Source organism: Mycobacterium sp. 1245852.3 (assembly GCF_001669335.1).
In the GTDB taxonomy this organism is placed as follows: domain Bacteria; phylum Actinomycetota; class Actinomycetes; order Mycobacteriales; family Mycobacteriaceae; genus Mycobacterium; species Mycobacterium europaeum_A.
Map to the genome: position 1 here is coordinate 1 of NZ_LZLL01000026.1, position 26530 is coordinate 26530.

Sequence of the window (26530 nt, forward strand, 5' to 3'; positions counted from 1 at the left end):
CGGCCAGCGCGGCGGCCCGCAGCCACACGGTGCGCCAGCGGCGCGACCGCCAGCCGACCGCCAGGAGCAGCCCGATCGCGGCGAGCACCTGGATCGTCGCCGGCACCGGGGTTGGGGTCGGGTATGTGGGTCGGGCCTCGTTGACCGCCTCGCGGTTTGTGGCCTGCCCGTTCACCGCTGCGTGGGGGCAGCGGATGTATCGGACCGGCGATCTGGTGCGCTGGCGTGCCGATGGGCAGCTGGAGTATCTGGGGCGTGCTGATGAGCAGGTCAAGATCCGCGGCTACCGCATCGAACTGGGCGAGATCCAGAGCGCACTGACCGCCCTTGACGGCGTCGAGCAAGCGGTCGTGATCGCCCGCGAAGACCGCCCCGGCGACAAACGCCTCATCGGCTATGTCACCGAATCGAGCAGCGGGGCAGTAGATCCGGGCGCGCTGCGTACCGCGCTGGCCGAGCGATTGCCCGAGTACATGGTGCCCGCCGCGGTGGTCGTGCTGGACGCGCTGCCGCTCACTGTCAACGGCAAACTCGATACCCGCGCTTTGCCCGCACCCGAATACCAGAACGCCGGATATCGCGCACCGGCCAGTGCGGTCGAGGAGATCCTGGCCGGTATTTACGCGGACGTGCTCGGCGTCGAGCGTGTCGGGGTGGACCAGTCGTTTTTCGACCTGGGCGGGGATTCACTGCTGGCGACGCGCCTGATCGCGGTGATCGAGACCAGTCTGCACGCCGAGCTTTCGGTGCGCACGATGTTCGAGTCGCCCACGGTGGCCCAGTTGGCGCTCCGCGTCTGCGCGGGCGCAAGTCGGCTTGAGCCGTTGGTGGCGGCGGAGCGGCCTGCGGCAGTTCCGCTGTCGTTCGCCCAGCAGCGGTTGTGGTTTATCGACCAATTGCAGGGACCGTCACCGATCTACAACATACCGGCCGCATTGCGGCTGTGTGGACGGCTGGATGCCGAGGCGTTGGGTGCGGCGCTGGCCGATGTGGTGGCCCGCCATGAGACCCTCCGCACGCTGTTTACGGCGCCCACCGGAACACCGCAGCAAGTGGTTATCCCGTCAGAAGAAGTCGATTTCGGTTGGCAGATCATTGATGCCACCGGCTGGTCGTCAGGCCGCCTCAGTGAGGCCGTAAACGCCGCGGCGTGCCACACGTTCGATCTGGCCACCGAGATCCCCTTGCGGGCAAAGCTTTTCCGCGTCGCCGACGACGAACACGTGCTGGTGGCCGTGGTGCACCACATCGCCGCCGACGGCTGGTCGATCACCGCACTGGTGCGTGATATGGGACTGGCTTACGCCAGCCGGTGTGCGGGTCAAGCCCCGGGGTGGGCGCCGTTGCCGGTGCAGTACGTCGATTACACGCTGTGGCAGCGTGCGCAGTTGGGCGATGTCGCCGATCGCGAGAGTCCGATCGCTGCGCAGTTGGCCTACTGGGAACAGGAGCTGGCTGGGCTGCCCGAGCGCCTGGCGTTGCCCACCGATAGGCCCTACCCGCCGGTGGCCGATTACCGCGGCGCCAGCGTGATCGTGGACTGGCCGGCCGAGCTCCAAGAGCGGGTGCGCGCGGTGGCACGCGAGCACAACGCGACCAGCTTCATGGTGATCCAGGCCGCCCTGGCCGTACTGCTGGGCAAGCTCAGCGCCAGCAGCGACGTGGCAGTCGGATTCGCGACCGCCGGGCGGAGCGACCCAGCGCTCGATGAGCTGGTGGGGTTCTTCATCAACACCCTGGTGCTGCGGGCCGATTTGGCCGGGGACCCCACCGTGGCCGAGTTGCTGGCCCAGGTGCGGTCGCGCAGCGTCGCCGCCTACGAACACCAAGACGTGCCCTTCGAGGTGCTCGTTGATCGACTGAACCCGACCCGAAGCCTGGCCCACCACCCGCTGATACAGGTCGTGTTGGCCTGGCAGAACTTCCCGGGGCACACCAGCGACCCCGCCGCCGGGCTGGACCTGGGCGACCTGAAGGTCACGCGTTTGCCAGTGGACACCCAATCGGCGCGCATGGATCTGACGTTCACCCTCGCGGAACGTTTCACCCAGACCGGTGAGCCCGCCGGAATCGCCGGGGATGTGGAGTTTCGCACTGATGTCTTCGACGCGGCCAGCATCGAGGCGCTGATCGAGCGGTTGCGGCGAGCATTGACGGCCATGACCGCCGACCCCAGCCGACGGTTGTCGTCGGTGGACCTGATGGATGCCGACGAGCACACCCAACTGGACAAGATCGGTAACCGGGAGGCGCTGGCCCGGACGGTGCCAAGCGTGGCGTCGATCCCGGCGGTGTTCGCCGCTCAGGTGGCGCGCACGCCAGAGGCGGCGGCGATCACCTCTGCTGGCCAGTCGATGACCTACCGCGAGCTCGACGAGGCGTCCAACCGGTTGGCGCACCTGCTGGCCGCCCTGGGCGCCGGCCCGGGACAGTGTGTGGCGCTGCTGTTGCCACGATCGGCCGAGGCGGTCCTGGCGGTAATGGCGGTGCTCAAGACCGGGGCGGCCTATCTGGCGATCGACCCGGCGCATCCCACCGCGCGCATGGAGTTCATGGTTGCTGATGCCGCACCGATCGCCGCGATCACCACCGCAGGACTGGCCGAGCGGTTCGACGGTTGTGGCCTGCCGGTCATCGACGTCGCGGACCCGCGCATCCTCGGCTGCCCGTGCACGGGCTTGCCGGCGCCGGGCCCCGAAGCGATCGCTTACCTGATCTACACCTCGGGCACCACCGGGGTTCCCAAGGGGGTGGCCGTCGCTCACCAGAATGTGATCCGGCTACTGGACTCTTTGAATGCGGACCAAGAGCTGGTGGGGCAGGTGTGGACGCAGTGCCACTCGCTGGCCTTCGACTACTCGGTGTGGGAAATCTTCGGTGCGCTGTTGCACGGCGGACGGCTCGTGGTGGTGCCGGAGTCGGTGACCCGCTCGCCTGAAGAGCTGCACGCCTTGCTGATTGCCGAACAGGTCAGCGTATTGAGTCAGACGCCGTCTGCGTTTTATGCGCTGCAAACCGCCGACGCGCGGGCAGCCGAGTCCGAGGAACGGCTGAGCCTGCAGATGGTGGTGTTCGGTGGCGAGGCGTTAGAACCCCAGCGCCTCGGGACGTGGTTGGACCGCCACCCGCGATCACCGCGGCTCATCAACATGTACGGCATCACCGAGACAACGGTGCACGCCTCGTTCCGGGAGATCACGGTCGCCGACCTCGACCGCAGTGTCAGCCCGATCGGGTTGCCCCTGAACCATCTCGGCTTTTTCGTGCTGGACACCGACTTGCACCCGGTGCCCGTCGGGGTGACAGGGGAGTTGTACGTGGCCGGCGGCGGACTGGCGTACGGATACCTGGGCCGCGCGGGGCTGACGGCGTCGCGGTTTGTGGCGTGCCCGTTCGCCGCGTCCGGGGCGCGGATGTATCGGACCGGGGATCTGGTGAGTTGGGGTCCCGATGGGCAGCTGCGGTATCTGGGGCGCGCCGACGAGCAGGTCAAGATCCGGGGATACCGCATCGAGCTCGGCGAAATCCAAGCGACGCTGGCCGCATTCGACGGGGTGGAGCAGGCGGCGGTCATCGCCCGCGAAGACCGCCCCGGCGACAAGCGGCTGGTGGGTTATGTCACCGGAACCGCTGACCCGGCCGAGGTTCGGGCATGGCTGGGTCAGCGGCTTCCGGCCTACATGGTGCCGGCGGCGGTGGTGGTGATCGATGCGCTGCCGCTCACGGTCAACGGCAAGCTGGATACCCGGGCTTTGCCGGCGCCCGAATACGGCGAGGGTGATCGGTACCGCGCCCCGGCTACGCCCACCGAGGAGATCCTGGCCGGCATCTACGCTCAAGTGCTCGGGCTCGACCGGGTCGGGGTCGATGACTCCTTCTTCGACCTGGGCGGGGATTCGCTGTCTGCCATGCGGGTCATCGCCGCCATCAACAAATCCCTGGACGCCGGCCTTGCGGTACGCACCGTATTCGAGTCACCCACGATCGCCCAGTTGGCGCCCCGTATCGGCGGGGCCGGGAATGGGCGTAAGCCGCTGGTGGCCGGCGAGCGGCCCACGGTGGTGCCGTTGTCGTATGCGCAGAGCCGGCTGTGGTTCCTCGACCGATTCGAGGGCGGGGTGGCGACCTACAACATGCCGACCGCGTTTCGGATCAGCGGGGCGCTGGACGTCGAGGCGCTGACGGCGGCAATCGATGACGTGATCGCCCGCCACGAGACGCTGCGCACCATATTTCCGGATATCGACGGTGTGCCGTTCCAGAAGGTACTGCCGGCCGAGGCGGGGATGTGGCGTCGCGGGGGCCCCGCAGTCGTGTCGTTGGCGGAGCAGGATCTGGTCGGCGAACTGGTGGGGCTGGCGGGCCATCGGTTTGACTTGGCAACCGAAATCCCGCTTCGGGCGCAGATCTATGAGGTCAGCCCCGAGCAGCATGTCGTGGGAATTGTGGTGCACCACATCGCTTGTGACGGGTGGTCCCTGGCGCCGATGGCCAGAGATATCGGCGAGGCATATCGGGCGCGGCGGCAGGGCCAGACCCTGCAGTTGGCGCCGTTGCCGGTGCAGTACGCCGATTTCACCCTCTGGCAACGGGAATGGTTGGGCGTCGAGTCCGATCCCGACAGTGTGATCGCCGGGCAGTTGGCGTACTGGCGAACCGAGTTGGCCGATCTGCCCGAGGTGGTGTCGCTGCCGGCGGACCGGGCGCGCCCGCCGGTGCCGAGCTACCGCGGCGATGCGGTGGACGTGCACCTCGATCCACGGCTGTGGGCCGGAATCAAGGCGCTGGCGGCTGCGCATAATGCGACCGCCTCGATGGTGTTGCAGGCGGCCATGGCGGTGGTGTTGCACCGGGCCGGGGCCGGCGAGGACATCGCGATCGGCACCCCGATCGCCGGCCGGATGGATGCGGCGCTCGATGAGCTGGTCGGGTTCTTCGTCAACACGTGGGTGTTGCGGGTGGGGGTGACGCCCGCGAACCGGTTCAGCGAGGTGCTTGAGGGCGTGCGTCAGAAAGCGCTGGACGCCTACAGCAACCAGGATCTGCCCTTCGAGCGGCTGGTCGAGCAGCTCAACCCGGTGCGCTCCACGGCGCATCATCCGGTGTTCCAAGTGGCCTTGGCCTTCCAGAACAATGTGCGCCCCGAGGTGGCTCTCGACGGGCTCAGCGTCGAGCCACTCGCGGTGGACAGCCGCACCGCCAAGTTCGACCTGGACGTCGATCTGCGAGAGGTGCCCTCCGAGGACCCGACCGCACCGATGGCCGCCGGCGTCGTGACCTATGCCACCGATCTGTACGACCGGGTCACCATCGAGCGCTTCGTCACCTGGTTTGAGCGGGTGATCGAAGCGATCGTAGGGGACGCGTCCGTGGTGGTGGGCGACCTGGCGTTGCTGGATCCCGACGAGCGGGATTTGGTGCTCTTGCGGTGGTCTGGCGCCGGCGTCGAGGCGCCGACGGGAGTGGCGCCGGAGTTGTTGGCAGCAGCGGTGGCCGCCGACCCGGACGCGGTGGCGGTCGTCGATCATGCCCGGACCTTGTCCTATCGCGAACTCGACCAGTGGTCGACGCGGCTGGCGCGGGTGCTGATCGAGGCAGGGGTGGGTCCGGAACGCGCCGTCGGCGTGGCGATCGGCCGGTCCACGGAGCTGGTGGTGGCGTGGTGGGCGGTGCAGAAAGCCGGCGGCGTGTATGTGCCGGTCGATCCCACTCACCCCGTCGAGCGGATCGCCACGGTGCTGGACTCGGTGGACGCGGTGTGCGTCCTGACCCGCGATGCCGACGTGGTGGCCGGGGCCGGGACGCGCGCGGTGCTGCGCATGGACGGCCTGGACCTTTCTGGGCGGTGCGCAGAGGCGATCACCGACGCCGACCGGCTGGCGTCGCTGGGGCCGGATAACACCGCCTATGTGATCTTCACGTCGGGGTCCACCGGCACCCCCAAGGGTGTGGCGGTCAGCCACGGCGGTCTGCCCGGGGTAGCCGCGGCGCACCGCGAGGTATTCGGCATGGGCGACGACACCCGCATGCTGGCGGTGCTCTCCCCGACGTTTGACGCCGCGCTCGGCGAGCTATTGGTCGCGGTGGGAGCGCGGGGCGCGTTGGTGGTTGCGCCGCCGGAGGTCTTTGCCGGCGAGGCGTTGACCGCCTTGCTGGAGGAGCATCGGGTCAACGCGGCGGTGATGACCCCGACGTTGCTCTCGACGCTGGATCGAACCCGGCTGGATGGGTTGTCCACGCTGATCGTCGGCGGTGAGGCCTGCCCGGACGAGTTGGTGACCGCGTGGGCGCCGGGGCGGTGCATGTTCAACGGCTACGGTCCCACCGAGGCCACGATCTGGGCCACCACTGCGCCGCTGCTGGCGGGGCAGCCGGTCCGCATCGGCAACCCGCTCCCGGGGATGCGCGCACTGGTGCTCGACGCGCGGCTGAACCCCGCCCCGATCGGGGTGGTCGGTGACCTGTATCTGGGCGGACCGGCGGTGGCGTGCGGCTACCTGGGCCGGGCGGAATTGACCGCGGAACGATTCGTGGCGGATCCCTACGGGCCTGCGGGCGCGCGGCTGTATCGCACCGGCGACCTGGTGCGCTGGGCACCCGACGGAACCCTGGAATATCTCGGCCGTGCCGACGCACAGATCAAGCTGCGTGGACACCGCATCGAACTGGGCGAAATCGAAAACACCTTGCTGGGCTGCCCCCAGGTCACCCGCGCGGCCGCGACCGTGCATGAGAGCAAAACCGGCTCGCATCTGGTCGCCTATGTGACCCTCGAGCAGACCACCACCGCCGAGCACGACGCCGAAACCGTCGACGCGTGGCAACAGCTATATGACGACGCGTATGGCGCTGACGTGGAGGCACCGGAGTTCGGCATGGACTTCCGCGGCTGGAACAGCAGCTACACCGACGATCCGATTCCGCTCGAAGAGATGGAGGAGTGGCGTTTGGCCACCGTGGATCGGATCCTTCAACTGCATCCCGCGCGGGTACTGGAGATCGGCGTGGGCTCGGGGCTATTGCTTTCCCAGGTGGCCCCGGTGTGTTCCGAGTATTGGGCGACGGACTTCTCCGCGCCGACGATCCAGCGGCTGCAGGCCGCCGTGGCCGGACGGTCGTGGGGCGATCGGGTGCGGTTGCAGGTGCAGCCCGCCGATGTCGCCGCCGGGTTGCCGGAAGGCCACTTCGATCTCGTGGTGCTCAATTCGGTGGTCCAGTACTTCCCGAGCGCGCGGTATCTGACCGACGTGCTGGCGGTCGCGATGCGATTGCTGGCACCGGGCGGGGCACTGTTTATCGGCGATGTGCGCAACCACAGTCTGCAGGGCGCGTTCCAAACCGGGATCGCGCTCGCCCGCAGCGCCACCGACATCGCCGACGCCGACGCCGACGAGATTCGCCAACGAGTTCAGCGCGCCGTGCTCAGCGAAGCCGAATTGTTGTTGGCCCCAGAGTTTTTCACCACCTGGGCTGCCAGCCATCCGCCGGCGGCCGGGCTGGATATCGAAGTCAAGCGCGGGATGGCCGACAACGAACTCAACCGCTATCGTTACGACCTCGTCGTCCGTAAATCCCCCGCGCCGGTGCGCTCCCTGGCCGGCGCGGACAGCTGGGCGTGGACCCAGTGCGCGGGGTTGAGCGGACTGCACGATCGGTTGGTGGCTCAGCGTCCCAGCACCGTTCGCATCACTGAGATCCCCCGCGCCGGACTGATCAGCGACGTTCGCATCGAGCAAGCCCTGCTGGGCGGGCTGTCCCTGGCGGACGCAGTGGCCCTCGCCGACGGCGCCGATGCAGTTGTCCCCGAACAACTGCACCGCCTCGGGGAGAGCGCCGGATATCACGTCGCCGTCACCTGGGGTGCCCAACCGGGCACCGTGGATGCGGTGTTCATCGCTGCAGCGGACGCTGAGCGGACGTCGGCGCTGACCGATCTGTATCTGCCGGCTGACGGGCCCCACCGGGTCACCGGTTACGCCAATGACCCGCAGACCAACACCAAGATCACCGCGGTGCGTCAGCAATTGAGCGCGTGGTTGCCCGAATATATGGTGCCGACCCATATCGTGGTGCTCGACGAGTTCCCGATGACGACCTCGGGCAAGATCGACCGTAAAGCCTTGCCGGCGCCGGTGTTTGCCACCACAGCCTTCCGGGCGCCGCAGACCCAGACGGAAAGAATCCTCGCCGGCATCTATGCCGAGGTGCTCGGGATCGACAAGATCGGGATCGACGACTCGTTCTTCGACCTGGGCGGGGATTCCCTGTCGGCGATGCGTTTGATCGCCGCGGTCAACACCCGTCTGGATGCCGATATTTCGGTGCGTGCGGTGTTCGAGGCGCCCACGGTCGCCCAGTTGGCGTCCCGTGTCGGTAAGGGCGGGGGCCTGGAGCCGCTGAAGCCGGTTGAGCGGCCGGCGGTGGTTCCGTTGTCGTTTGCCCAGAGCCGGTTATGGTTCATCGACCAGTTGCAGGGGCCCTCACCGCTTTACAACGTGGTGCTGCCGTTGCGGCTGGCCGGGCCGCTTGATGTGGACGCGCTGGGTGCGGCACTGGTGGATGTGGTGGGCCGCCACGAGAGCCTGCGCACGCTGTTCCCGGCGGTCGAGGGGGTACCGCGGCAGCTGGTAGTGCCCGCCGAGCAGGCCGACTTCGGTTGGGACGTCATCGATGCCACCGGCTGGCCGGCAGGCCGGCTGCAGGAGGCTATCCGCGCTACCGTGAGTTACGGATTTGACCTGGCTGCCGAGATCCCGTTGCGGGCAAGGCTTTTCCGCGTCGCCGAGGACGAACACGTGATAGTGGCGGTGGTGCACGAAATCGCCGCTGATGGTTGGTCGACGACCCGGCTGGTGCGTGACCTGGGGGTGGCCTATGCCAGCCGGTGCGAGGGGCAACCCCCCGGCTGGACGCCATTGCCGGTGCAGTATGTCGATTACACGCTGTGGCAGCGCGCGCAGTTCGGCGATCTCGATGACACTGAAAGCCGCATCGCCGCGCAGGTGGCCTACTGGGAGCAGGCATTGGCCGGGATGCCCGAGCGGCTGCAGCTGCCCACCGATCGGCCCTACCCGCCGGTGGCCGATCAGCGCGGCGCCAGGGTGGCGGTGCAGTGGCCGGCGCTATTGCAGCAGCAGGTTGCCCGTGTTGGCCGCGAGCACAACGCGACCGGTTTCATGGTGACGCAGGCCGCCCTGGCGGTGGTGCTGTCCAAGCTCAGCGCCAGCAGCGATGTGGCAGTTGGCTTCCCGATTGCCGGGCGCCGCGACCCGGCACTGGATGAGCTGGTGGGCTTTTTCGTCAACACCTTGGTGCTGCGCGTCGATCTAGCCGGCGATCCCACCGTGGCCGAGCTGCTGGCTCAGGTGCGAGCACGCAGCCTGGCCGCCTACGAGCACCAAGACGTGCCCTTCGAGGTGCTCGTCGAGCGGCTCAACCCCGCGCGGTCGCTGGCCCATCACCCGCTGGTTCAGGTGGTGTTCGCCTGGAACAACTTCCCCGGGCAAATCGAAGTCCCCGCGACGGGGCTGAGTTTGGGCGATCTTCAGGTCACGCCGCTGGTCGGCGACACCCAAACCGCGAAGATGGATGTGGTCTTCTTCCTCAAGGAATCCTGGACCGAGGCCGGTGAGCCCGCCGGGATTTCCGGGACGGTGGAATATCGCACCGACGTGTTCGACCCGGCCAGCATCGAGGCGTTGATCGAGCGGTTGGAGAGGGTGTTGGCGGCGATGACCGCCGATCCCACCCGGCGGCTGTCGTCGGTGGATTTGCTCGGCGAGGGTGAGCATGCCCGCTTGGATCGGATCGGTAACCGGGCGGCGTTGACCCGACCCGCACCGCCGCCGGTGTCGATTCCGGTGTTGTTCGCCGCGCAGGAGGCTCGCGCCCCGGAGGCGGTCGCGCTGACGTGCGGAGGCCGCTCGATGACCTACCGCGAGCTTGATGAGTCGTCGAACCGGTTGGCGCACTTGCTCGTCGACCAGGGAGTGGGCTCGGGGGCGCCGGTGGCACTGCTGTTTTCCCGGTCGATGGAGGCGGTCGTGGCGATTCTGGCGGTGCTCAAGGCCGGGGCGGCGTATCTGCCGATTGACCCGGGCGCGCCGGCGGAACGGATCGGATTCCTGCTCGACGACGCTCAGCCGACCGCGGCGATCACCACGGCGGACCTGCGCGTGCGTCTCGACGGGCGTCAGCTGCTGGTCATCGATGTCAACGATCCCCGCGTGGACACCTACCCGTGCACGGGTGTGCCGGGGCCGGCCCCGGATGACGTCGCCTATTTGATCTACACCTCGGGCACCACCGGCGTGCCCAAGGGAGTGGCGATCACCCATCACAACCTCACCCAGCACCTGGAGTCGTTGAACGCCGGCCTGCCGCCCGGACGAGTGTGGACGCAATGCCATCCCTACGTCTTTGACTTCTCGGTGTGGGAGATCTGGGGCGCGTTACTGCATGGCGGGCGTCTAGTGGTGGTGCCCGAGTCGGTGACGAGTTCCCCGGAAGAGTTTCATGCCTTGATGGTGGCGGAGCAGGTCAGCGTGTTGACCCAGACACCGTCGGCGGTGGCGGCGTTGCCGGTTGAGGGATTGGAGTCGGTGGCGCTGCTGGTGGGTGGCGAGGCCTGCTCGGCCGAGGTGGTGGATCGCTGGGCGCCGGGGCGGGTGATGGTCAATGCCTATGGCCCGACCGAGGTCACGATATACGCGGCGATGAGCGCGCCGCTGGCGGCGGGTTCGGGTGTGGTGCCGATCGGCGCGCCGGTGTCAGGGGCGGCATTGTTCGTGCTGGATAGCTGGCTGCGGCCCGTTCCCGCGGGAGTCGTCGGGGAGTTGTACGTGGCCGGTGGGGGGCTGGCGAACGGATATGTGGGCCGGGCTTCGTTGACCGGGTCGCGGTTTGTGGCGTGCCCGTTCGGGGCGCCGGGGACGCGGATGTATCGCACCGGAGACTTGGTGTGGTGGGGTGCTGACGGGCAGCTGCGGTATCTGGGACGTGCCGATGAACAGGTCAAGATCCGCGGGTATCGCATCGAGCTGGGGGAGATTCAGGCCGCTCTGGCAGCGCTGGACGGGGTGCAGCAGGCGGTAGTGGTAGCCCGCGAGGACCGCCCGGGCGACAAACGCCTGGTCGGCTACGTAACCGGGACAGCTAGCCCGGCCGAGCTACGCAGCGCGCTCGGCGAGCGGTTGCCGGAGTACATGGTGCCGGCCGCGGTGGTGGTGTTGGCGGCGCTGCCGCTCACGCCCAATGGCAAACTCGATGCCCGCGCCCTGCCGGCGCCCGCGTATCAGAACGCCGGTTATCGCGCTCCGGCCAGCCCGGTTGAGGAGATCTTGGCCGGCGTGTTCGCCGAGGTGTTGGGGACCGACGAGGTCGGTGTCGATGACTCGTTCTTCGATGCGGGCGGGGATTCGTTGTTGGCGATGCGTCTCGTCGCCGCGATAGAGATGGGTTTGGGCGCCGAGTTGTCGGTGCGCACGGTGTTCGAGGCGCCCACGGTGGCCCAGTTGGCGTTGCGTGTGGGTGGCGACGGGGGTCGGCGCGAGCCGTTGGTGGCCCTCGAGCGGCCCGCGGTGGTGCCGTTGTCGTTTGCCCAGCAGCGGTTGTGGTTCGTCGACCAGTTGCTGGGGCCGTCACCGGTCTACAACATGGCGGCGGCGTTGCGGCTCAGTGGGCACCTGGACGCCGAGGCGTTGGGGGCGGCGCTGGCCGATGTGGTGGCTCGCCAGGAAAGCCTGCGCACCTTGTTCCCCGCGGTCGAGGGGATACCACGGCAGGTGGTGATCCCGGCCGACCGGGCCGACTTCGGCTGGCAGGTCGTCGATGCCACTGGCTGGCCGGTGGACCGGCTGCAGGATGCCATCGATCCCACGGTGCGGCACTCGTTTGATTTGGCGACCGAGATCCCGTTGCGGGCAAGGCTTTTCCGTGTCGCTGAGGATGAGCACGTGTTGGTGGCCGTGATGCACCATATCGCCGGCGACGGCTTGTCGATGGCCCCGCTGGTGGCTGATCTGGGGGTGGCCTATGCCGCTCGGTGTGCCGGGCGGGCGCCGGGGTGGGCGCCGTTGGCGGTGCAGTACGTCGATTACACGTTGTGGCAGCGCGCCCAGCTCGGGGATGTGGCCGATGCCGACAGTCCGATCGCCGCGCAGCTGGCTTATTGGGAGCAGGAGCTGGCCGGGCTGCCCGAGCGGCTGGCGTTGCCCACCGATCGGCCCTACCCGCCGGTGGCCGATTACCGCGGCGCCAGTGTGATCGTGGACTGGCCCGCCGAGCTACAGCAACGGGTGCGCGCGCTGGCTCGCGAGCACAACGCGACCAACTTCATGGTGATCCAGGCCGCCCTGGCGGTGCTGCTGGGCAAGCTCAGCGCCAGCAGTGATGTGGCAGTTGGGTTCTCGATCGCCGGGCGTGACGATCCCGCACTCGATGAGCTGGTGGGATTCTTCGTCAACACCTTGGTGCTGCGGGTCGATTTGTCGGGTGACCCCAGCTTCACCGAAGCCCTCGACCAGGTGCGCGCCCGCAGCCTGGCCGCCTACGAGCACCAGGATGTGCCCTTCGAGTTACTCGTCGAGCGGCTCAACCCCACCCGCAGCCTGGCCCACCATCCGCTGGTGCAGGTCGCGCTGGCTTGGCAAAACTTCGCCGGGCCCGACAACGACCTGGCCGCCGGAGGGCTGGCTTTGGGTGATTTGCAGGTCACACCGCTATCGGCGGACACGCGGGTCGCCCGCATGGATCTAACCTTCACGCTGGCCGAACGTTTCGGCGAGGCCGGCCAACCCGCCGGGATCGGCGGGTCGGTGGAGTATCGCACCGACGTGTTCGACGCGGCCAGCATCGAGGCGTTGATCGAGCGGTTGGGCCGAATCTTGGCGGCCGTGAGTGCCGACCCCAGCCGGCACTTGTCAGCGGTCGATCTACTCGACGAGCGTGAGCACGCCCACCTCGACGGGATCGGCAACCGGGCCGCGTTGACCGCGCCGCAGTCCACCGCGGTGTCGATTCCGACGCTGTTCGCTGCGCAGGTGGCGCGCACGCCCGAGGCGGTGGCGATCACCTGCGACGGCCACTCGATGACCTACCGGGGCCTCGACGAGGCATCTGACCGGTTGGCGCATCTGCTGGCCGGCCATGGGGCGGGCCCGGGACAGACTGTGGCACTGCTGCTTTCCCGTTCCGCCGAGGCGATCGTGGCGATCTTGGCGGTGCTCAAAACCGGTGCAGCCTACCTGCCGCTCGACCCCGCGCATCCCGACGCGCGAATCGAATTCATCCTGGCCGACGTCGCGCCGATCGCCGCGCTCACCACCGCCGAGCTCGCCGACCGGTTCGACAAGTACTCGTGTGACCTGGTGGTCATCGACGTCAGCGACGCCCAAATCAAGGACCCCCAAATCAAGGACGCCCAAATCAACGGCTACCCGTGCACCGACCTGTCGGCGCCGGCCCCCGACGACATCGCCTACCTCATCTACACGTCTGGCACCACCGGTGTGCCCAAAGGCGTTGCCATCACCCACCACAACGTCACCCAGATGTTCGGGCCGCCGGATATCCACCTGCCGGCGGGGCCGTCGACGCTGGGGCATTCCTTGGCCTTCGACGCCTCGGTGGAAGAGATCTGGCGTGCGTTGTTCCACGGCGGGCGGCTGGTAGTGGTGCCCGAGTCGGTGACACGCTCGGCCGAAGACTTGCATGCCTTGCTCGTCGCTGAGCAGGTCAAGACATCGAGTCAGTCGCCGTCTCCGCTGGCGATGCTGTCCCCTGAGGGATTGGAGTCGATGGCGCTGCTGGTGGCCGGTGAGGCGTGCCCGGCCGAGCTGGTGGATCGGTGGGCGCCCGGGCGGGTGATGGTCAATGAATACGGCCCGACCGAAACCACGGTGTGTGCATCCAGGAGTGCGCCGTTGGTCGCCGGTTCGGGCGCGCCGCCGATCGGCTCGCCGCTCCCAGGCGCCGCGTTGTTCGTGCTGGATCAGTGGGCGCGTCCAGTGCCGGTCGGGGTCGTCGGGGAGTTGTATGTGGCCGGTGTCGGAGTCGGGGTCGGCTATATGTTCCGCGCGGGATTGACCGCATCGCGGTTTGTTGCCTGCCCGTTCGGGGCGCCGGGGACACGGATGTATCGCACCGGAGACCTGGTGAAGTGGGGCCCCGATGGGCAACTGCAGTACCTGGGCCGCGCCGACGAGCAAGTCAAAATCCGTGGTTACCGCATCGAACTCGGAGAAGTTCGCGCCGCCCTGGCCGCACTCGACGGGGTAGATCAGGTGGCGGTGATCGCGCGCGAGGACCGCCCCGGTGACAAGCGCCTGATCGGCTACATCACCGGCACTGCAGATCCGGCCGAAAGCCGCACAAAGCTCATGCAGCGACTCCCGGCCTACATGGTGCCCGCCGCGGTCGTGGTGATCGACGCACTGCCGCTGACGGTCAACGGCAAACTCGACACCCGCGCCCTGCCGGCGCCGGAATACCAACGGGGCGATCGCTATTGCGCCCCGACCACTCCCACCGAGGAGATCATGGCCGGCATTTACGCCCAGATACTCGGCCTCGAACGGGTCGGGGTCGACGACTCCTTCTTCGATTTGGGCGGGGATTCGCTGTCGGCGATGCGCCTGATCGCCGCGATCAACACCAGCCTCGACGCCAACCTAGCGGTGCGCACACTATTCCAGGCGCCGTCCGTGCGGAGCTTGAGTCAGCAGCTGGACCAAGATGCCGGCGAGGTGGAACTAGTCCCCGTTGAGTTCCTCAAAGAGGGCGCGGGTCGCCCGATGTTCTGCATCCATCCCGCGGGTGGGCTGGTCTGGCCGTATTACGCTCTCGGCGATTACTTGGACTGCCCGATCATTGGCATTCAACAAACCCCGCAAAATGGCGAGGCTGAACCCGAGTCAATCCGCGAGATGGCGGTAACCTACGCCGACCGGATCCAAGGGGTTGATCCAACCGGGCCCTACAACCTTCTCGGTTGGTCGTTTGGCGGCATTGTCGCGCATGAAATTGCCATCGAGCTGCAGCGGCGCGGATGCGTAATCGCAAACCTTGTCCTTCTCGACGCTTTACTCATCACCGACAGCAGCGTCGATCTACCAAACCTGGCCGAGCAGGACGTGCTGGAAGAGGTCTTGCGGTTGTGTCACATAGAGATGCCCGATCAGGATGAGCCGCTTACTTTTGAGCGGGCGGAAGGACTGCTTCGCGAACGAGGAATTGTCGAATTTGCTCGGTACAAACAACTTGTCGATTTCGGCGTTCAGAACATCAACCGTAATCAGGCATTGGCTCAAGTCCACGAACCCGGTGTGTTCGATGGGGATATAACCCTATTCTCCGCCATGGAGGATAAGGGGGATCAGGGCTCGTGTCCTACGCAAAGTTGGCGACCTTACGTTACTGGCGACATCAGCAGCTACCCGGTCGAGTGTGCGCACCTGGATATGTTGACTGCCGAATCGCTCGTCCAGTACGGACAACACATCAAAGCCCTGATAGAAACCGAGCCTGCGTGCATAGATTAAAAGCACCAAAAGCGCCTTGAACGCACCCGGACAATACCGCCATCACACTCACGAAAGAGCTGGGCTCCATGCGAAAATTCGAGAAGGGTCGGTGTGGTCGCGTCGTGGTGAGTGATACCCAGACGCAGGGATTCGCTCTTCGAACGCGCATTTGGCGCTATGGCGACGCGGCGAAATAGCGGTTCCTAATGTCCGTCGAACCGACCACATTGCACCATACGAAGCGGCGCATTCCGGCTTTGTTGCGGTCCCGCCGGTTCGTCGCCGTAGTTGTCGCGATCGGCGGCATACAGCTGATGGTGTCGATGGACGGCCCCGTCGCGATCTTTGCGCTTCCCAGGATCCAGAACGAGCTCGGCTTATCGGATGCCGCGCGGAGTTGGGTGATCACCGCCTACATGCTGACCTTTGGCGGTTTGATGCTGCTGGGCGGCCGCCTGGGTGACGCTATCGGCCGCAAACGTGCTTTCATCGTCGGGGTCGCGCTGTTCACTTTCGCCTCGATGCTGTGCGGCGTCGCCTGGGACGGGGGCGTGCTGATATCGGCACGGCTGCTGCACGGCGGGGCCGCCGCAATCACCACACCGACGATTCTGGCGCTAATAGCGACCACGTTCCCGACGGGACCGGAACGTAACTTTGCGACGGCGGTGTTCGGCGCCACGTCTGGTCTCGGTGGGGTGCTGGGCCTGGTGGTGGGCGGGGCACTCACCGACATGTCCTGGCGCCTGGCGTTTTTGGTGAACGTGCCGATCGGTCTGGCCGTGATTTACCTCGCCGTCAACACGTTGCAGGAGACCCAGAAGGAGCGGATGAAGCTCGACAGCGCGGGGGCTGTGCTGGCCACCTTCACCTGTACCGCCGCAGTGTTTGGCCTCTCGATCGGCCCGGAGAAGGGGTGGCTATCGGCCGTCACGCTCGGTTCGGGCGTGGTGGCTCTGGCCGCTTTCGTGGCGTTCCTCGTCGTCGAGCGCAGGGCCGAGAACCCCCTCGTGCCGTTCAGCCTGTTCCTCGACCGCAACCGGCTGGCCACATTCGCATCCATGTTCCTTGCCGGTGGGATATTTTTCACCCTGACTGTGGTGGTCGGCCTGTATGTGCAGACCATCATGGGCTACAGCCCGCTGCGCGCCGGCATCGCCTTCGTCCCGTTCGGCATCGCGATGGCCATCGGGGTGGCCGTGGCGTCGAAGCTGGTGATGTGGTTCCCGCCCCGGGTGGTGGTAATCGCCAGCGGCGGCCTGATTCTGGGCGCGGCGCTGTACGGCTCGACCTTCAACCGGGGCACGCCGTACTTCCCGAATCTTGTGTTGCCGCTCATCATTGGCGCTATCGGTATCGGGGCGGTCTTCGTCTCGCTCACGCTATCGGTGATCGCCTCCGTCGATTCGGACCGGATCGGGCCCACCTCGGCGATTTCGATGATGCTGCAGACCTTGGGTGGACCGCTGGTGCTGGTCGTCATCCAGGTCGCCATCACGTCGCGCACGCTGCACCTCGGCGGCACCCTCCGGCCGGTGAAGTTCATGAACGCCGCCCAGTTGCATGCGCTGGACCGCGGCTACACCTACGGCCTGTTGTGGTTGGCCGGAGTGGTCGTGCTACTGGGTGGGGTGGCGCTGCTAATCGGGTACACCGCCGCGCAGGTAGCCCGCGCGCAGGAAGTCAAGGAAGCCATCGACGCCGGGGAGCTTTAGCTAGTCGTCGTCGGCTACGTCTACTGGACGCCGAGCGGCACGGTCGCGGTACAGTCCTCTCCGGCGGCCCGCCGCGTAATACCCAACTCCCGTAGGTCGACGAAAAGTGCTGTCGCGGAATCTAATCCGTGCCAAAAGACTCATTTTCGATAGCGTCATTTATTGCCGGTACCGGAGCCACCACTCTGTCGCCTTGCGTCCACCACTCTATGTGCGGGTCCTGACTACGCTACCGACTTGATAAGCCTGACAACAGGATTGAAAGCCACGACGCTCGGGGCATGCACTTCGTCGAGGCCCTTTCCGGGCCCAGCCCTAGCGCGCACGCTCGGTTGCAGCGAGTGCACCGACCCATTCGGCTCATGCCAAAGCGAAATCATGGAGGACCGGTGAGTATCACCCCGTTCTACTACACAACCGACGGCACCCTCGCGACTGACAAGCCACTCGGTCGCTGCCGCAAGGAGGCGAAATGACTGCCCAACTGATCGACGACGCCATGCAGCGCTCGCCTTCGACCGATTACTCCGCCCCTATGGCCACCACGCCTGTCACTCCTGTTGCGGTGATCGGCATGGCGTGTCGGCTTCCCGGCGGCATCGACTCGCCGGATCAGTTGTGGGAAGCGTTGTTACGCGGCGATGACCTGGTCACCGAAATACCGCCCGACCGCTGGGACGCCGACGAGTACTACGACCCGGAACCCGGTGTGCCGGGCCGGTCGGTATCGCGGTGGGGCGCCTTCATCGACGACGTCGCCGGTTTCGATTCCGAGTTCTTCGGGATCAACGAGCGAGAAGCGACCGCGATGGATCCGCAACACCGGTTGCTGCTGGAGACCTCGTGGGAGGCCATGGAACACGCCGGTCTCACGAGGGAGCGCATCGCTGACTCACTGACCGGTGTGTTCCTGGGGTTGACGCATGGCGACTACCAATTGCTGGCCGCCGACGCACACTCCGTGGAGGGGGCATATGGCTTCTCCGGCAACAGCTTCAGCCTGGCGTCCGGGCGCATCGCCTACGCCTTGGGGGTCCACGGTCCCGCATTGACGGTGGACACGGCGTGTTCTTCCGGCCTGACGGCGATACACCTGGCCTGCCGCAGCCTGCACGAGCGTGAAACCGACCTCGCGCTGGCCGGCGGGGCCACGCTGGCGTTGGATCCGCGGAAATTCTCCGCCGGGTCGGCCGAGGGCATGCTGTCGCCGACCGGATGCTGCCACGCCTTCGACGTCGCGGCGGACGGGTTCGTGGGCGGGGAGGGCAGCGTCATGGTGCTGCTCAAGCGGTTGACTGACGCGCAACGCGACGGGGACCGAATCCTGGCGGTGCTGCGCGGGACCGCTGCTAACCAGGACGGACACACCGTGAACATCGCGACACCATCGGAGACCGCCCAGACAGCCGTGTATCAGGCGGCGTTAGCCGCCGCGGGTGTGGACGCCCGCACGGTCGGCATGGTCGAGGCGCACGGCCCCGGCACCCCGGTGGGTGACCCGATCGAATACGCCAGTTTGGCCAACGTCTATGGCGTCGACGGCCCCTGCGCGCTGGCGTCGGTGAAGACCAATTTCGGGCATACCCAAGCGGCCTCCGGAGCACTCGGGCTGCTAAAGGCCATCCTCGCCCTGCAACACGGTGTGGTTCCCCGGAATCTGCACTTCACCCGGCTACCCGATGATCTTGCCCGAATAGATACGAAGCTGTTTGTGCCGCAGGAAAATACACGGTGGGTCACGAACGGCCATCACCCGCGGCGGGCGGCGGTCTCGTCGTATGGGCTGTCGGGAACCAACGTGCACGCCATCGTGGAACAAGCACCTGAGCAGGTTCTCGAAGCCGCTGTGTCCGAGGGTGTCTCACCCGAGGCTTCGACGACGGCGTCTCTGCTGTTTCCACTGTCGTCCACCTCGGCCGACGAACTGCGCCGCACCGCCGGCCGGCTGGCCGATTGGGTGCGAGCACATGACGACCTGGCGCTGCCCGACCTTGCCTATACCCTGGCACGTCGGCGCGCGCACCGCCCGGTACGCACCGCCGCCATCGCCAGCAACCGGCGCGAACTCGTAGAGGCCCTGCGCGAGATTGCCGACGGCGACACTCCGTATCCGGCCGCGGTCGGACAGGACGACCGCGGACCGGTATGGGTGTTTTCCGGGCAGGGTTCGCAATGGGCGGCGATGGGCGCCGACCTGTTGGCGAACGAACCGGTGTTCGCCGCCACCGTCGCGCAAGCCGAGCCGCTGATCGCCCGGGAGTCCGGATTCTCGGTGACCAACGCGATCTCGGCGCCGCAGACCGTGACCGGTCAAGACCGGGTCCAACCGACGCTGTTCACCATGCAGGTCGCCCTGGCCGCCACGATGAAGGCCTACGGGGTGCGCCCGGGGGCGGTCATCGGGCACTCTCTCGGTGAGGCCGCGGCAGCTGTTGCCGCGGGCGCGTTGTCGCTGGAAGACGGGGTGCGCGTGATCTGCCGGCGCTCGCGGCTGATGACTCGCGTCGCCGGTGCCGGTGCCACGGCTTCGGTGGAATTGCCTGCGCAGCAGGTGCTTTCGGAACTGACGGCACGCGGTATCAACGATGTCGTGGTGGCGGTCGTGGCCTCGCCGCAGTCCACGGTGATCGCCGGCGCCGCGCAAACGGTTCACGACCTGGTCGCGGCCTGGGAGCAGCGCGACGTGATGGCGCGCGAGGTTCCCACCGATGTCGCCTTCCATTCGCCTCAGGTCGATCCGATCATGGACGAATTGATCGACGTGCTCGCCGACATCAGCCCGATGACACCGCAAGCGCCCTTCTACTCGGCGACCCTGTTCGATCCGCGGGAGCAGCCGGTGTGCGATGCCCGCTATTGGGCGAACAACATGCGCCGTATGGTGCGGTTCGCCACGGCAGTGCAGGCAGCTCTCGAGGACGGCTACCGGGTCTTTGCCGAGCTGTCGCCACACCCGCTACTTGTCCGCGCCCTCGAGCAGACCGCCCGCAACCGCGAGATGCCCATGGCCGCTCTGGCCGGTATGCGCCGCGAACAGAAGCTTCCGCACGGCCTGCGTGGATTTGTGGCGGACCTGCACACCGCGGGCGCGGCGGTCGATTTCTCGGTGCTCTACCCGAGCGGGCGGCTGGTCGATGCACCGCTGCCGACGTGGACGCACCGGCGGCTGTGGTTGAGCGGCGGGGGCCAGGAATCCCCGACACATGGTGGTTGCACCGTCGCAGTGCACCCCCTGCTGGGCTCGCATGTGCGCTTGGACGAGGAACCGGAACGCCACGTCTGGCAGGCCGAGGTCGGCACCGCCGCCCACCCCTGGCTCGCGGACCACCGGCTTCGGGACGTGCCCATGCTGCCGGGAGCCGCTTACTGCGAGATGGCGCTGGCGGCGGCGCGTACCGTGCTGGGCGAGGCGGCTGAGGTTCGTGACATCCGCTTCGAGCAGGCGCTCCTGCTGGAGGAGCTGACCACGATCGGCGCCTCGGGGTCGTTGTCCTCGCCGGGCGTTGTCGACTTCACCGTGGAGTCACATCAGGGCGCCGAAAAGGCGCGGCATGCTTCCGCCGTCCTCCACGTCGCGGAGGACGAGCAGCCACTTGCGCACGACATGTCCGCACTACTTGCGGCGCATCCGGGTTGTGACGACGGCGCAGAAGTGCGCAAGCGCATGGACGAGCGGGGCGTCCACTACGGTCCCGCGTTCGCCGGTCTCGGCGCCGTGCACACCGGCGGTGGGGCGACGGGCACCGTGCTGGCCGAGGTGGCGCTACCCCGCCAAATCCGCTCGCAGCAAGCGGCTTACGGCGTGCATCCCGCACTGCTGGATGCGTGTTTTCAGTCCGTGGAGGCTCATCCGGACGTTCAGGCCCTGGGCGAAGGCGCGCTCGGATTGGTATTGGGTATTCGCCTCCTGCGCGCCTACAGCGCTGCCCGCAACGTCCATTACTGCTACACACGGGTGACGAAAGCCGATACCTCCGGGGTCGAGGCCGACATCGACCTGCTCGACGAGCACGGGGCGGTCCTGGTCACCGTGCAGGGGCTGCGGGTGGGCACCAGCGCGTCGGGGAGCGGCAATGACGATCGGCTGCTGGCCGAGCGGCTGCTGACCATCGAATGGCGGCAACGAGAATTGCCCGAGCTGGACCACACCGACGCCGGAAGCTGGCTGCTGATCGGCACCAGCGCCACCGCCGACGTGGTGGCCAGCACATTGGCCGACGCGCTGAAGAACCATGGGGTGCAGTGCACCACCATGTCCTGGCCGCAGCAGGCCGACCACACCTCCAACTCCGACCAGCTTGCAAACCGTTTGCGTGCCGGTGAATTCACCGGTGTGGCGATCCTCACCGGACCGAAAAACGGCGACCCCGACGAGCGGAGTGCGCAGCTGGGCCGGGACTATGTGCAACATCTGGTGCGCATTGCCCGTGAGTTGGCGGATCTTCCGGGCGAACCGCCGCGCTTATATGTCGTGACCCGCAACGCCCAAACCGTGGTGTCCAACGACGTGCCCAACCTCGAGCAGGCCGGGCTGCGGGGCCTGGTGCGGGTGATCGGCATGGAGCACCCACACCTGGGCGCCAGCCAGATCGACGTCGACGAGACCACCGACGCCGACCAGCTGGCTCGCCAACTTCTCGGCGGGTTGGAGGAGGACGAGACCGCCTGGCGGAATGGCGCGTGGTACACCGCGCGGTTGTGCCCCGCCCCACTGCTCCCCGAGGAGCGGCAAACCGCCGTCGCAGACCGCGAGCGGGACGGGATACGCCTGCAGATCCGTACGCCGGGTGATCTGGAGTCACTCGAACTCGTTGCCAGCGACCGTATTCCACCCGGCCCAGGACAGATCGAGGTAGCGGTCAGCGCGTCCAGCATCAACTTTGCCGACGTGCTCGTTGCGTTCGGCCGTTACCCCGCCTTCGAGGGGCGGCTGCCGCAGCTGGGCACCGACTTCGCCGGCGTGGTGACCGCCGTCGGGCCGGACGTGACCGGCCACAAGGTGGGCGATCATGTTGGGGGACTGAGCGCCAATGGTTGTTGGGGTAACTTCCTCACCTGCGACGCGCGCCTGGCTGTCACGCTGCCGGTCGGCCTGACCGATCACCAGGCCGCGGCGGTGACCACCGCGCACGCCACCGCCTATTACGGCCTGCACGAGCTGGCCCGAATCAGTGCCGGTGATCGGGTGCTGATCCACTCCGCGACCGGTGGGGTCGGACAGGCGGCGATCGCCATCGCGCGGGCTGCGGACGCCGAGATCTTCGCCACAGCCGGCAGCGAGCAACGTCGACAATTATTGCGCGACATGGGAATTGAGCATGTTTACGATTCGCGGAGCGTAGAGTTCGCCGACCTGATACGCCGGGACACCGACGGGTATGGCGTGGATATCGTGCTCAACTCGGTCATCGGGCCCGCCCAGCGCGCGGGCGTCGAATTGCTCGCGTTCGGTGGGCGATTCGTCGAGATCGGCAAACGCGACATCTACGGCGATACCCGATTGGGGCTCTTCCCGTTCCGGCGCAACCTGACGTTCTACGCCCTCGACCTGGCGTTGATGTCGTTCAGTCATCCGGACCGGCTGCGTGACTTGCTGAACACGGTGTACCGGCTCACCGCGAACGGTGAGTTGCCGATGCCTGAAGCCAGGCACTACGCGCTTGCCGATGCCGCCACGGCGATTCGGGTGATGAGCGGCGCGCAACACACCGGCAAACTCGTGCTCGATATCCCGCATACCGGCCGCAGCCGCGTGATGGTGCCGCCGGCGCAGGTCGGGGTCTTCCGCAGCGACGGCGCCTACATTGTCACCGGTGGACTGGGCGGCCTGGGGCTGTTTTTGGCCGACAAGATGGCTTCGCCTGGTTCGGAGGGCGGCTGCGGGCGTATCGTGTTGTCCTCGCGTTCACAGCCAAATCCCGAGGCGCGGGCGATGATCGAACGCATCCGCGGGACGGGTGCCGATGTCGTCGTCGAGTGCGGCGACATAGCCGAGGCTGGGACGGCTCAGCGGTTGGTGGCCGCGGCAACCGCCACCGGGCTTCCGGTGCGCGGTGTGCTGCATCTGGCGGCGGTGATCGAGGATGCCACGCTGACCAACATCACGGATGATCTCATCGAACATGACTGGGCACCAAAGGTTTATGGGGCGTGGAATCTGCACACCGCCACCGCTTCGCAGCCGTTGGACTGGTTCTGCTCGTTCTCCTCGGCCGCCGCGCTGGTGGGGTCACCCGGACAGGGTGCCTACGCCGCGGCAAACAGCTGGCTGGACGCCTTCACCCGCTGGCGGCGGGCTCGGGGTCTGCCCGCCACCGCGATCGCATGGGGCGCGTGGGGGCAGATTGGACGTGGCACCGCCTTGGCCGAAGGCGCCGACGCCGCGATCGCTCCCGACGAAGGCGCTTATGCGTTCGATGCGCTGCTGCGCCACGACCGTGCCTGCACGGGCTATGCCCCGTTGACGAACACACCGTGGTTGGCCGCTTTCGCCGAGCGCAGTCCGTTCGCCGAAGCTTTCCGCTCCGACGGACAAGGTTCAACGGGCACAAGCAAACTGCGTGCCGAGCTCAATGAGCTGGCCCCGGACGAATGGCCTACCCGGCTGCGGCGCCTGATCTCTGACCAGGTCAGCCTGATCCTGCGTCGCAACGTCGATCCCGACCGTCCGCTTTCCGAGTACGGGCTCGACTCGCTGGGTGGTCTCGAACTGCTTACCCGCATCCAGACCGAAACGGGCGTACGGGTGACGCCCGCCGACATCGCAAAGATTGGCACGATCCGCGGCTTGGCCGAATTGCTGCGCGACAAGCTGGTTCCCGCGGACGCCGCCTCAAGCTGAGAGGGTTTGAAAAATGACATCTGACTACATGGTCAGCCGAAAGTCCACTCCCGAAAACCTCGACTTCTTCACCGAGAAGTCGCTCGTCGATGACCCATACGACTACTACGATGCGATCCGGCGGTGCCCGGTGTGGCGTGAGCCTGCGCACGGTGTGGTGATGGTGTCGGGGTATGACGAGGCCCTGGCGGTGCAACGCGACCCCGAACAGGCCTTCTCGGTCTGCAATATCGTCAGCGGCCCATGGTCGGGGATTCCGACCAAAACCGACAGCGACGACATTTCGGATCTGATTGAGCGGCACCGCCAGGGGGTGACGTTCGGCGACTACTTCCTGACGTTTGATCCTCCGAAGCACACGGCCCACCGCTCGCTGTTGAGCCGGTTGTTTACGCCGAAGCAGCTCAAGAACAACGAGGACTTCCTGTGGCGTCTTGCCGACGAGCAACTCAACCGGTTCCTCGCCCACGGCAAGTGCGAGATGGTCATTGACTACAATTTTCCATTCACGCTCGACGCGATTACCGACCTGCTCGACGTGCCCGAGGCCGACCGTGAGCGATTCCGCCGCGCTGCGTATGCCAGCCGGCTCGAGGGTGACCGCAGTGGTTTCGTCGGCGTGAAAGAGGAGTGGTTCGTCGAGTACATCGAGGAGCGGCGGCGCGAGCCGCGTGACGATGTCTTGACCGAGCTTGCGCTGGCAAAGTTTCCCGATGGGACGACACCTGACGCGCTTGATGTTGCCCGCGTTGCCACCTTCATGTTCGCCGCCGGCCACGGCACGACGATCGATCTGCTGAGTCTCTCGATGCTGACGCTGGCGGAGCGACCGGACTTGCAAGAGCAACTGCGCGAGGACAATTCAAAGATCAGCGCCTTCATCGAGGAGATGCTGCGCATCGAAAGCCCGATCAAAACGAATTTCCGCCTGGCGCGTCGCACCACCAGGATCGGCGACATCGATGTGCAAGCCGGCACCAGCGTGCTGGTGATGAACGGTGCGGCAAACCGCGACCCACGGCGGTTCGACGACCCCGACGAGTTCCGCCTGGGCCGCCCGAACATATTGCACCACATGGCATTCGGCCGTGGTATCCACACGTGTCCGGGCGCCCCGATTGCTCGCGCCGAAGTGCGGGTGAGCTTGGAACGCATCCTTAACCGAATGGCCGACATCCGGCTTTCAGAGGCCGAACACGGCCCGGCAGGCGCTCGTCGGCTGAAATGGGACCGCACCCCATTGTTCAGGCGCCTCAAGGAATTACACCTCGAGTTCACGCCGGTTCGGTGAACCGGTCCATCGCGACGATTAGTTGGAGATGTCAAAAATGAGGACGGTATCGTTGACTAGGTTCGCCGTCGGGATCTGCGGCTTGGCACTGTCGTTGACCGCTGGGGCCGGGCTCGCGTCGGCCGATCGGGATCTCAGCCCGTTCGTCAACACCACCTGCAATTACGGTCAGGTGATGTCGGCGCTGCAGGCGGCGGATCCCCAAGCGGCCGAACAATTCAACGCTTCGCCGGAGAGCGGCTCGTTTTTGCGGCAGTTCCTGGCCGCGCCGCCGAGTCAACGCCAGCAGATGGCCCAGATGCTGGCGAGCCAGCCGGGGGCTGACGAGCAGTTCGGACTTGTCCAGCGGGTCTTCGCCACCTGCAACAACTACTGAGCGGTTGGAGTTCTTCGTGGCTACCCTCGTCGAAAATTTTCCCGTCATCAGCACCCTGCGCGACGCAGTGTTTCTTTCGGCGACGGTCAGCGAGATCGAAAGGCTGACACCGAGAATGCGCCGCATCCGGTTCAGCGGCCCGCGCCTGCGGGGACTGACCTGGACGCCAGGTCAGCATGTCCGGCTGCAGGTCGAGAGTCTGCGTGACGCCGTGCTGCGGCTGCACCCATACCCCGTGCTGCGCACGTATTCGATCTACGACGCCGATCCCGCCCTCGGCGCACTCGACATCGTGATGGTCGACCACGACGGTGGCCGGCAGGGCGCGACACCCGCCAAGCGCTGGGCGCTGTCCACCTCGGTCGGAGACGGCGTCCATTTCACCCGGCCCCAGGGCAAGTTCGCCATCCGCCGGGACGCGCCCTACCACCTGTTCGCCGGCGAGGAAACCGCCTCGGTCGCGTTCGCCGCGATGCTTCGATCCCTGCCCCCAACCGCCGAGGTCTACGGAGCGATTGAGGCCGTGACCGACACCGATCACCTGCCCCTGGCCACACCCCTGACCCGGGTCGAGCGCGGTGGCGCACCGGCCGCGAACTCTGCCGTGCTCGCCGACGCCCTGCGCAGCCTGCCGCTGCCCGACTATCCCGGCGTCGCCTACCTCGCCGGCGAGGCCCGCACCATACAAACGCTGCGCAAAATATTGATCACCGAACGTGGCTGGGATCGAAGGCAGATACGCACGAAGCCCTTTTGGACCCCCGGCCGTAGCGGAATGGAGTGATG

6 protein-coding genes and 1 pseudogene are annotated in these 26530 nt (G+C 66.8%); 6 read left to right on the forward strand and 1 reads right to left on the reverse strand.

Translation table 11 applies throughout. The features are described 5' to 3' along the window. Positions 1-95 precede the first annotated feature (95 nt). Positions 96-15539 (forward strand): annotated as a pseudogene (locus A9W96_RS01055) (amino acid adenylation domain-containing protein); the annotation flags it as partial. A 157-nt stretch (positions 15540-15696) separates the two neighbouring features. Here the strand turns inward: A9W96_RS01055 and A9W96_RS32440 are convergent. After that, a complete protein-coding gene (locus tag A9W96_RS32440; RefSeq protein ID WP_231997838.1) occupies positions 15697-15930 on the reverse strand; it encodes a hypothetical protein in 234 nt (77 codons plus the stop codon). Between A9W96_RS32440 and A9W96_RS01060 the strand changes: the two genes are divergently transcribed. The 5 genes from A9W96_RS01060 to A9W96_RS01080 all read left to right on the forward strand — a co-directional run bounded on the left by A9W96_RS01060 (position 15836) and on the right by A9W96_RS01080 (position 26528). Continuing rightward, positions 15836-17236 (forward strand): MFS transporter, encoded by a 1401-nt coding sequence (locus A9W96_RS01060; RefSeq protein ID WP_231999558.1) that lies wholly within the window; start codon positions 15836-15838, stop codon positions 17234-17236. The genes A9W96_RS32440 and A9W96_RS01060 overlap by 95 nt on opposite strands. 472 nt (positions 17237-17708) lie before the next feature. Beyond that, entirely contained in the window at positions 17709-24077 is a 6369-nt protein-coding gene (pks2, locus tag A9W96_RS01065) for a type I polyketide synthase (protein ID WP_067137442.1), read from the forward strand. Between the two features lie 13 nt (positions 24078-24090). After that, positions 24091-25368, forward strand: a complete 1278-nt coding sequence (locus tag A9W96_RS01070) for a cytochrome P450 (protein WP_066867439.1) — start codon at positions 24091-24093, stop codon at positions 25366-25368. Positions 25369-25405: 37 nt separating this feature from the next. Continuing rightward, positions 25406-25744 (forward strand): hemophore-related protein, encoded by a 339-nt coding sequence (locus A9W96_RS01075; protein ID WP_066867507.1) that lies wholly within the window; start codon positions 25406-25408, stop codon positions 25742-25744. A 16-nt stretch (positions 25745-25760) separates the two neighbouring features. After that, the gene (locus tag A9W96_RS01080) at positions 25761-26528 is read left to right on the forward strand and encodes a siderophore-interacting protein (RefSeq protein WP_197499361.1); all 768 of its coding nucleotides are present in this window, start codon (positions 25761-25763) and stop codon (positions 26526-26528) included. The last annotated feature ends 2 nt before the right edge of the window (positions 26529-26530 follow it).

Coding starts and splice junctions, on each gene's coding strand:
- A9W96_RS01060 (WP_231999558.1), top strand. CDS start 15,836: ATGGTGTCGATGGACGGCCCCGTCGCGATCTTTGCGCTTCCCAGGATC.
- A9W96_RS01075 (WP_066867507.1), top strand. CDS start 25,406: ATGAGGACGGTATCGTTGACTAGGTTCGCCGTCGGGATCTGCGGCTTG.
- A9W96_RS01070 (WP_066867439.1), top strand. CDS start 24,091: ATGACATCTGACTACATGGTCAGCCGAAAGTCCACTCCCGAAAACCTC.
- pks2 (WP_067137442.1), top strand. CDS start 17,709: ATGACTGCCCAACTGATCGACGACGCCATGCAGCGCTCGCCTTCGACC.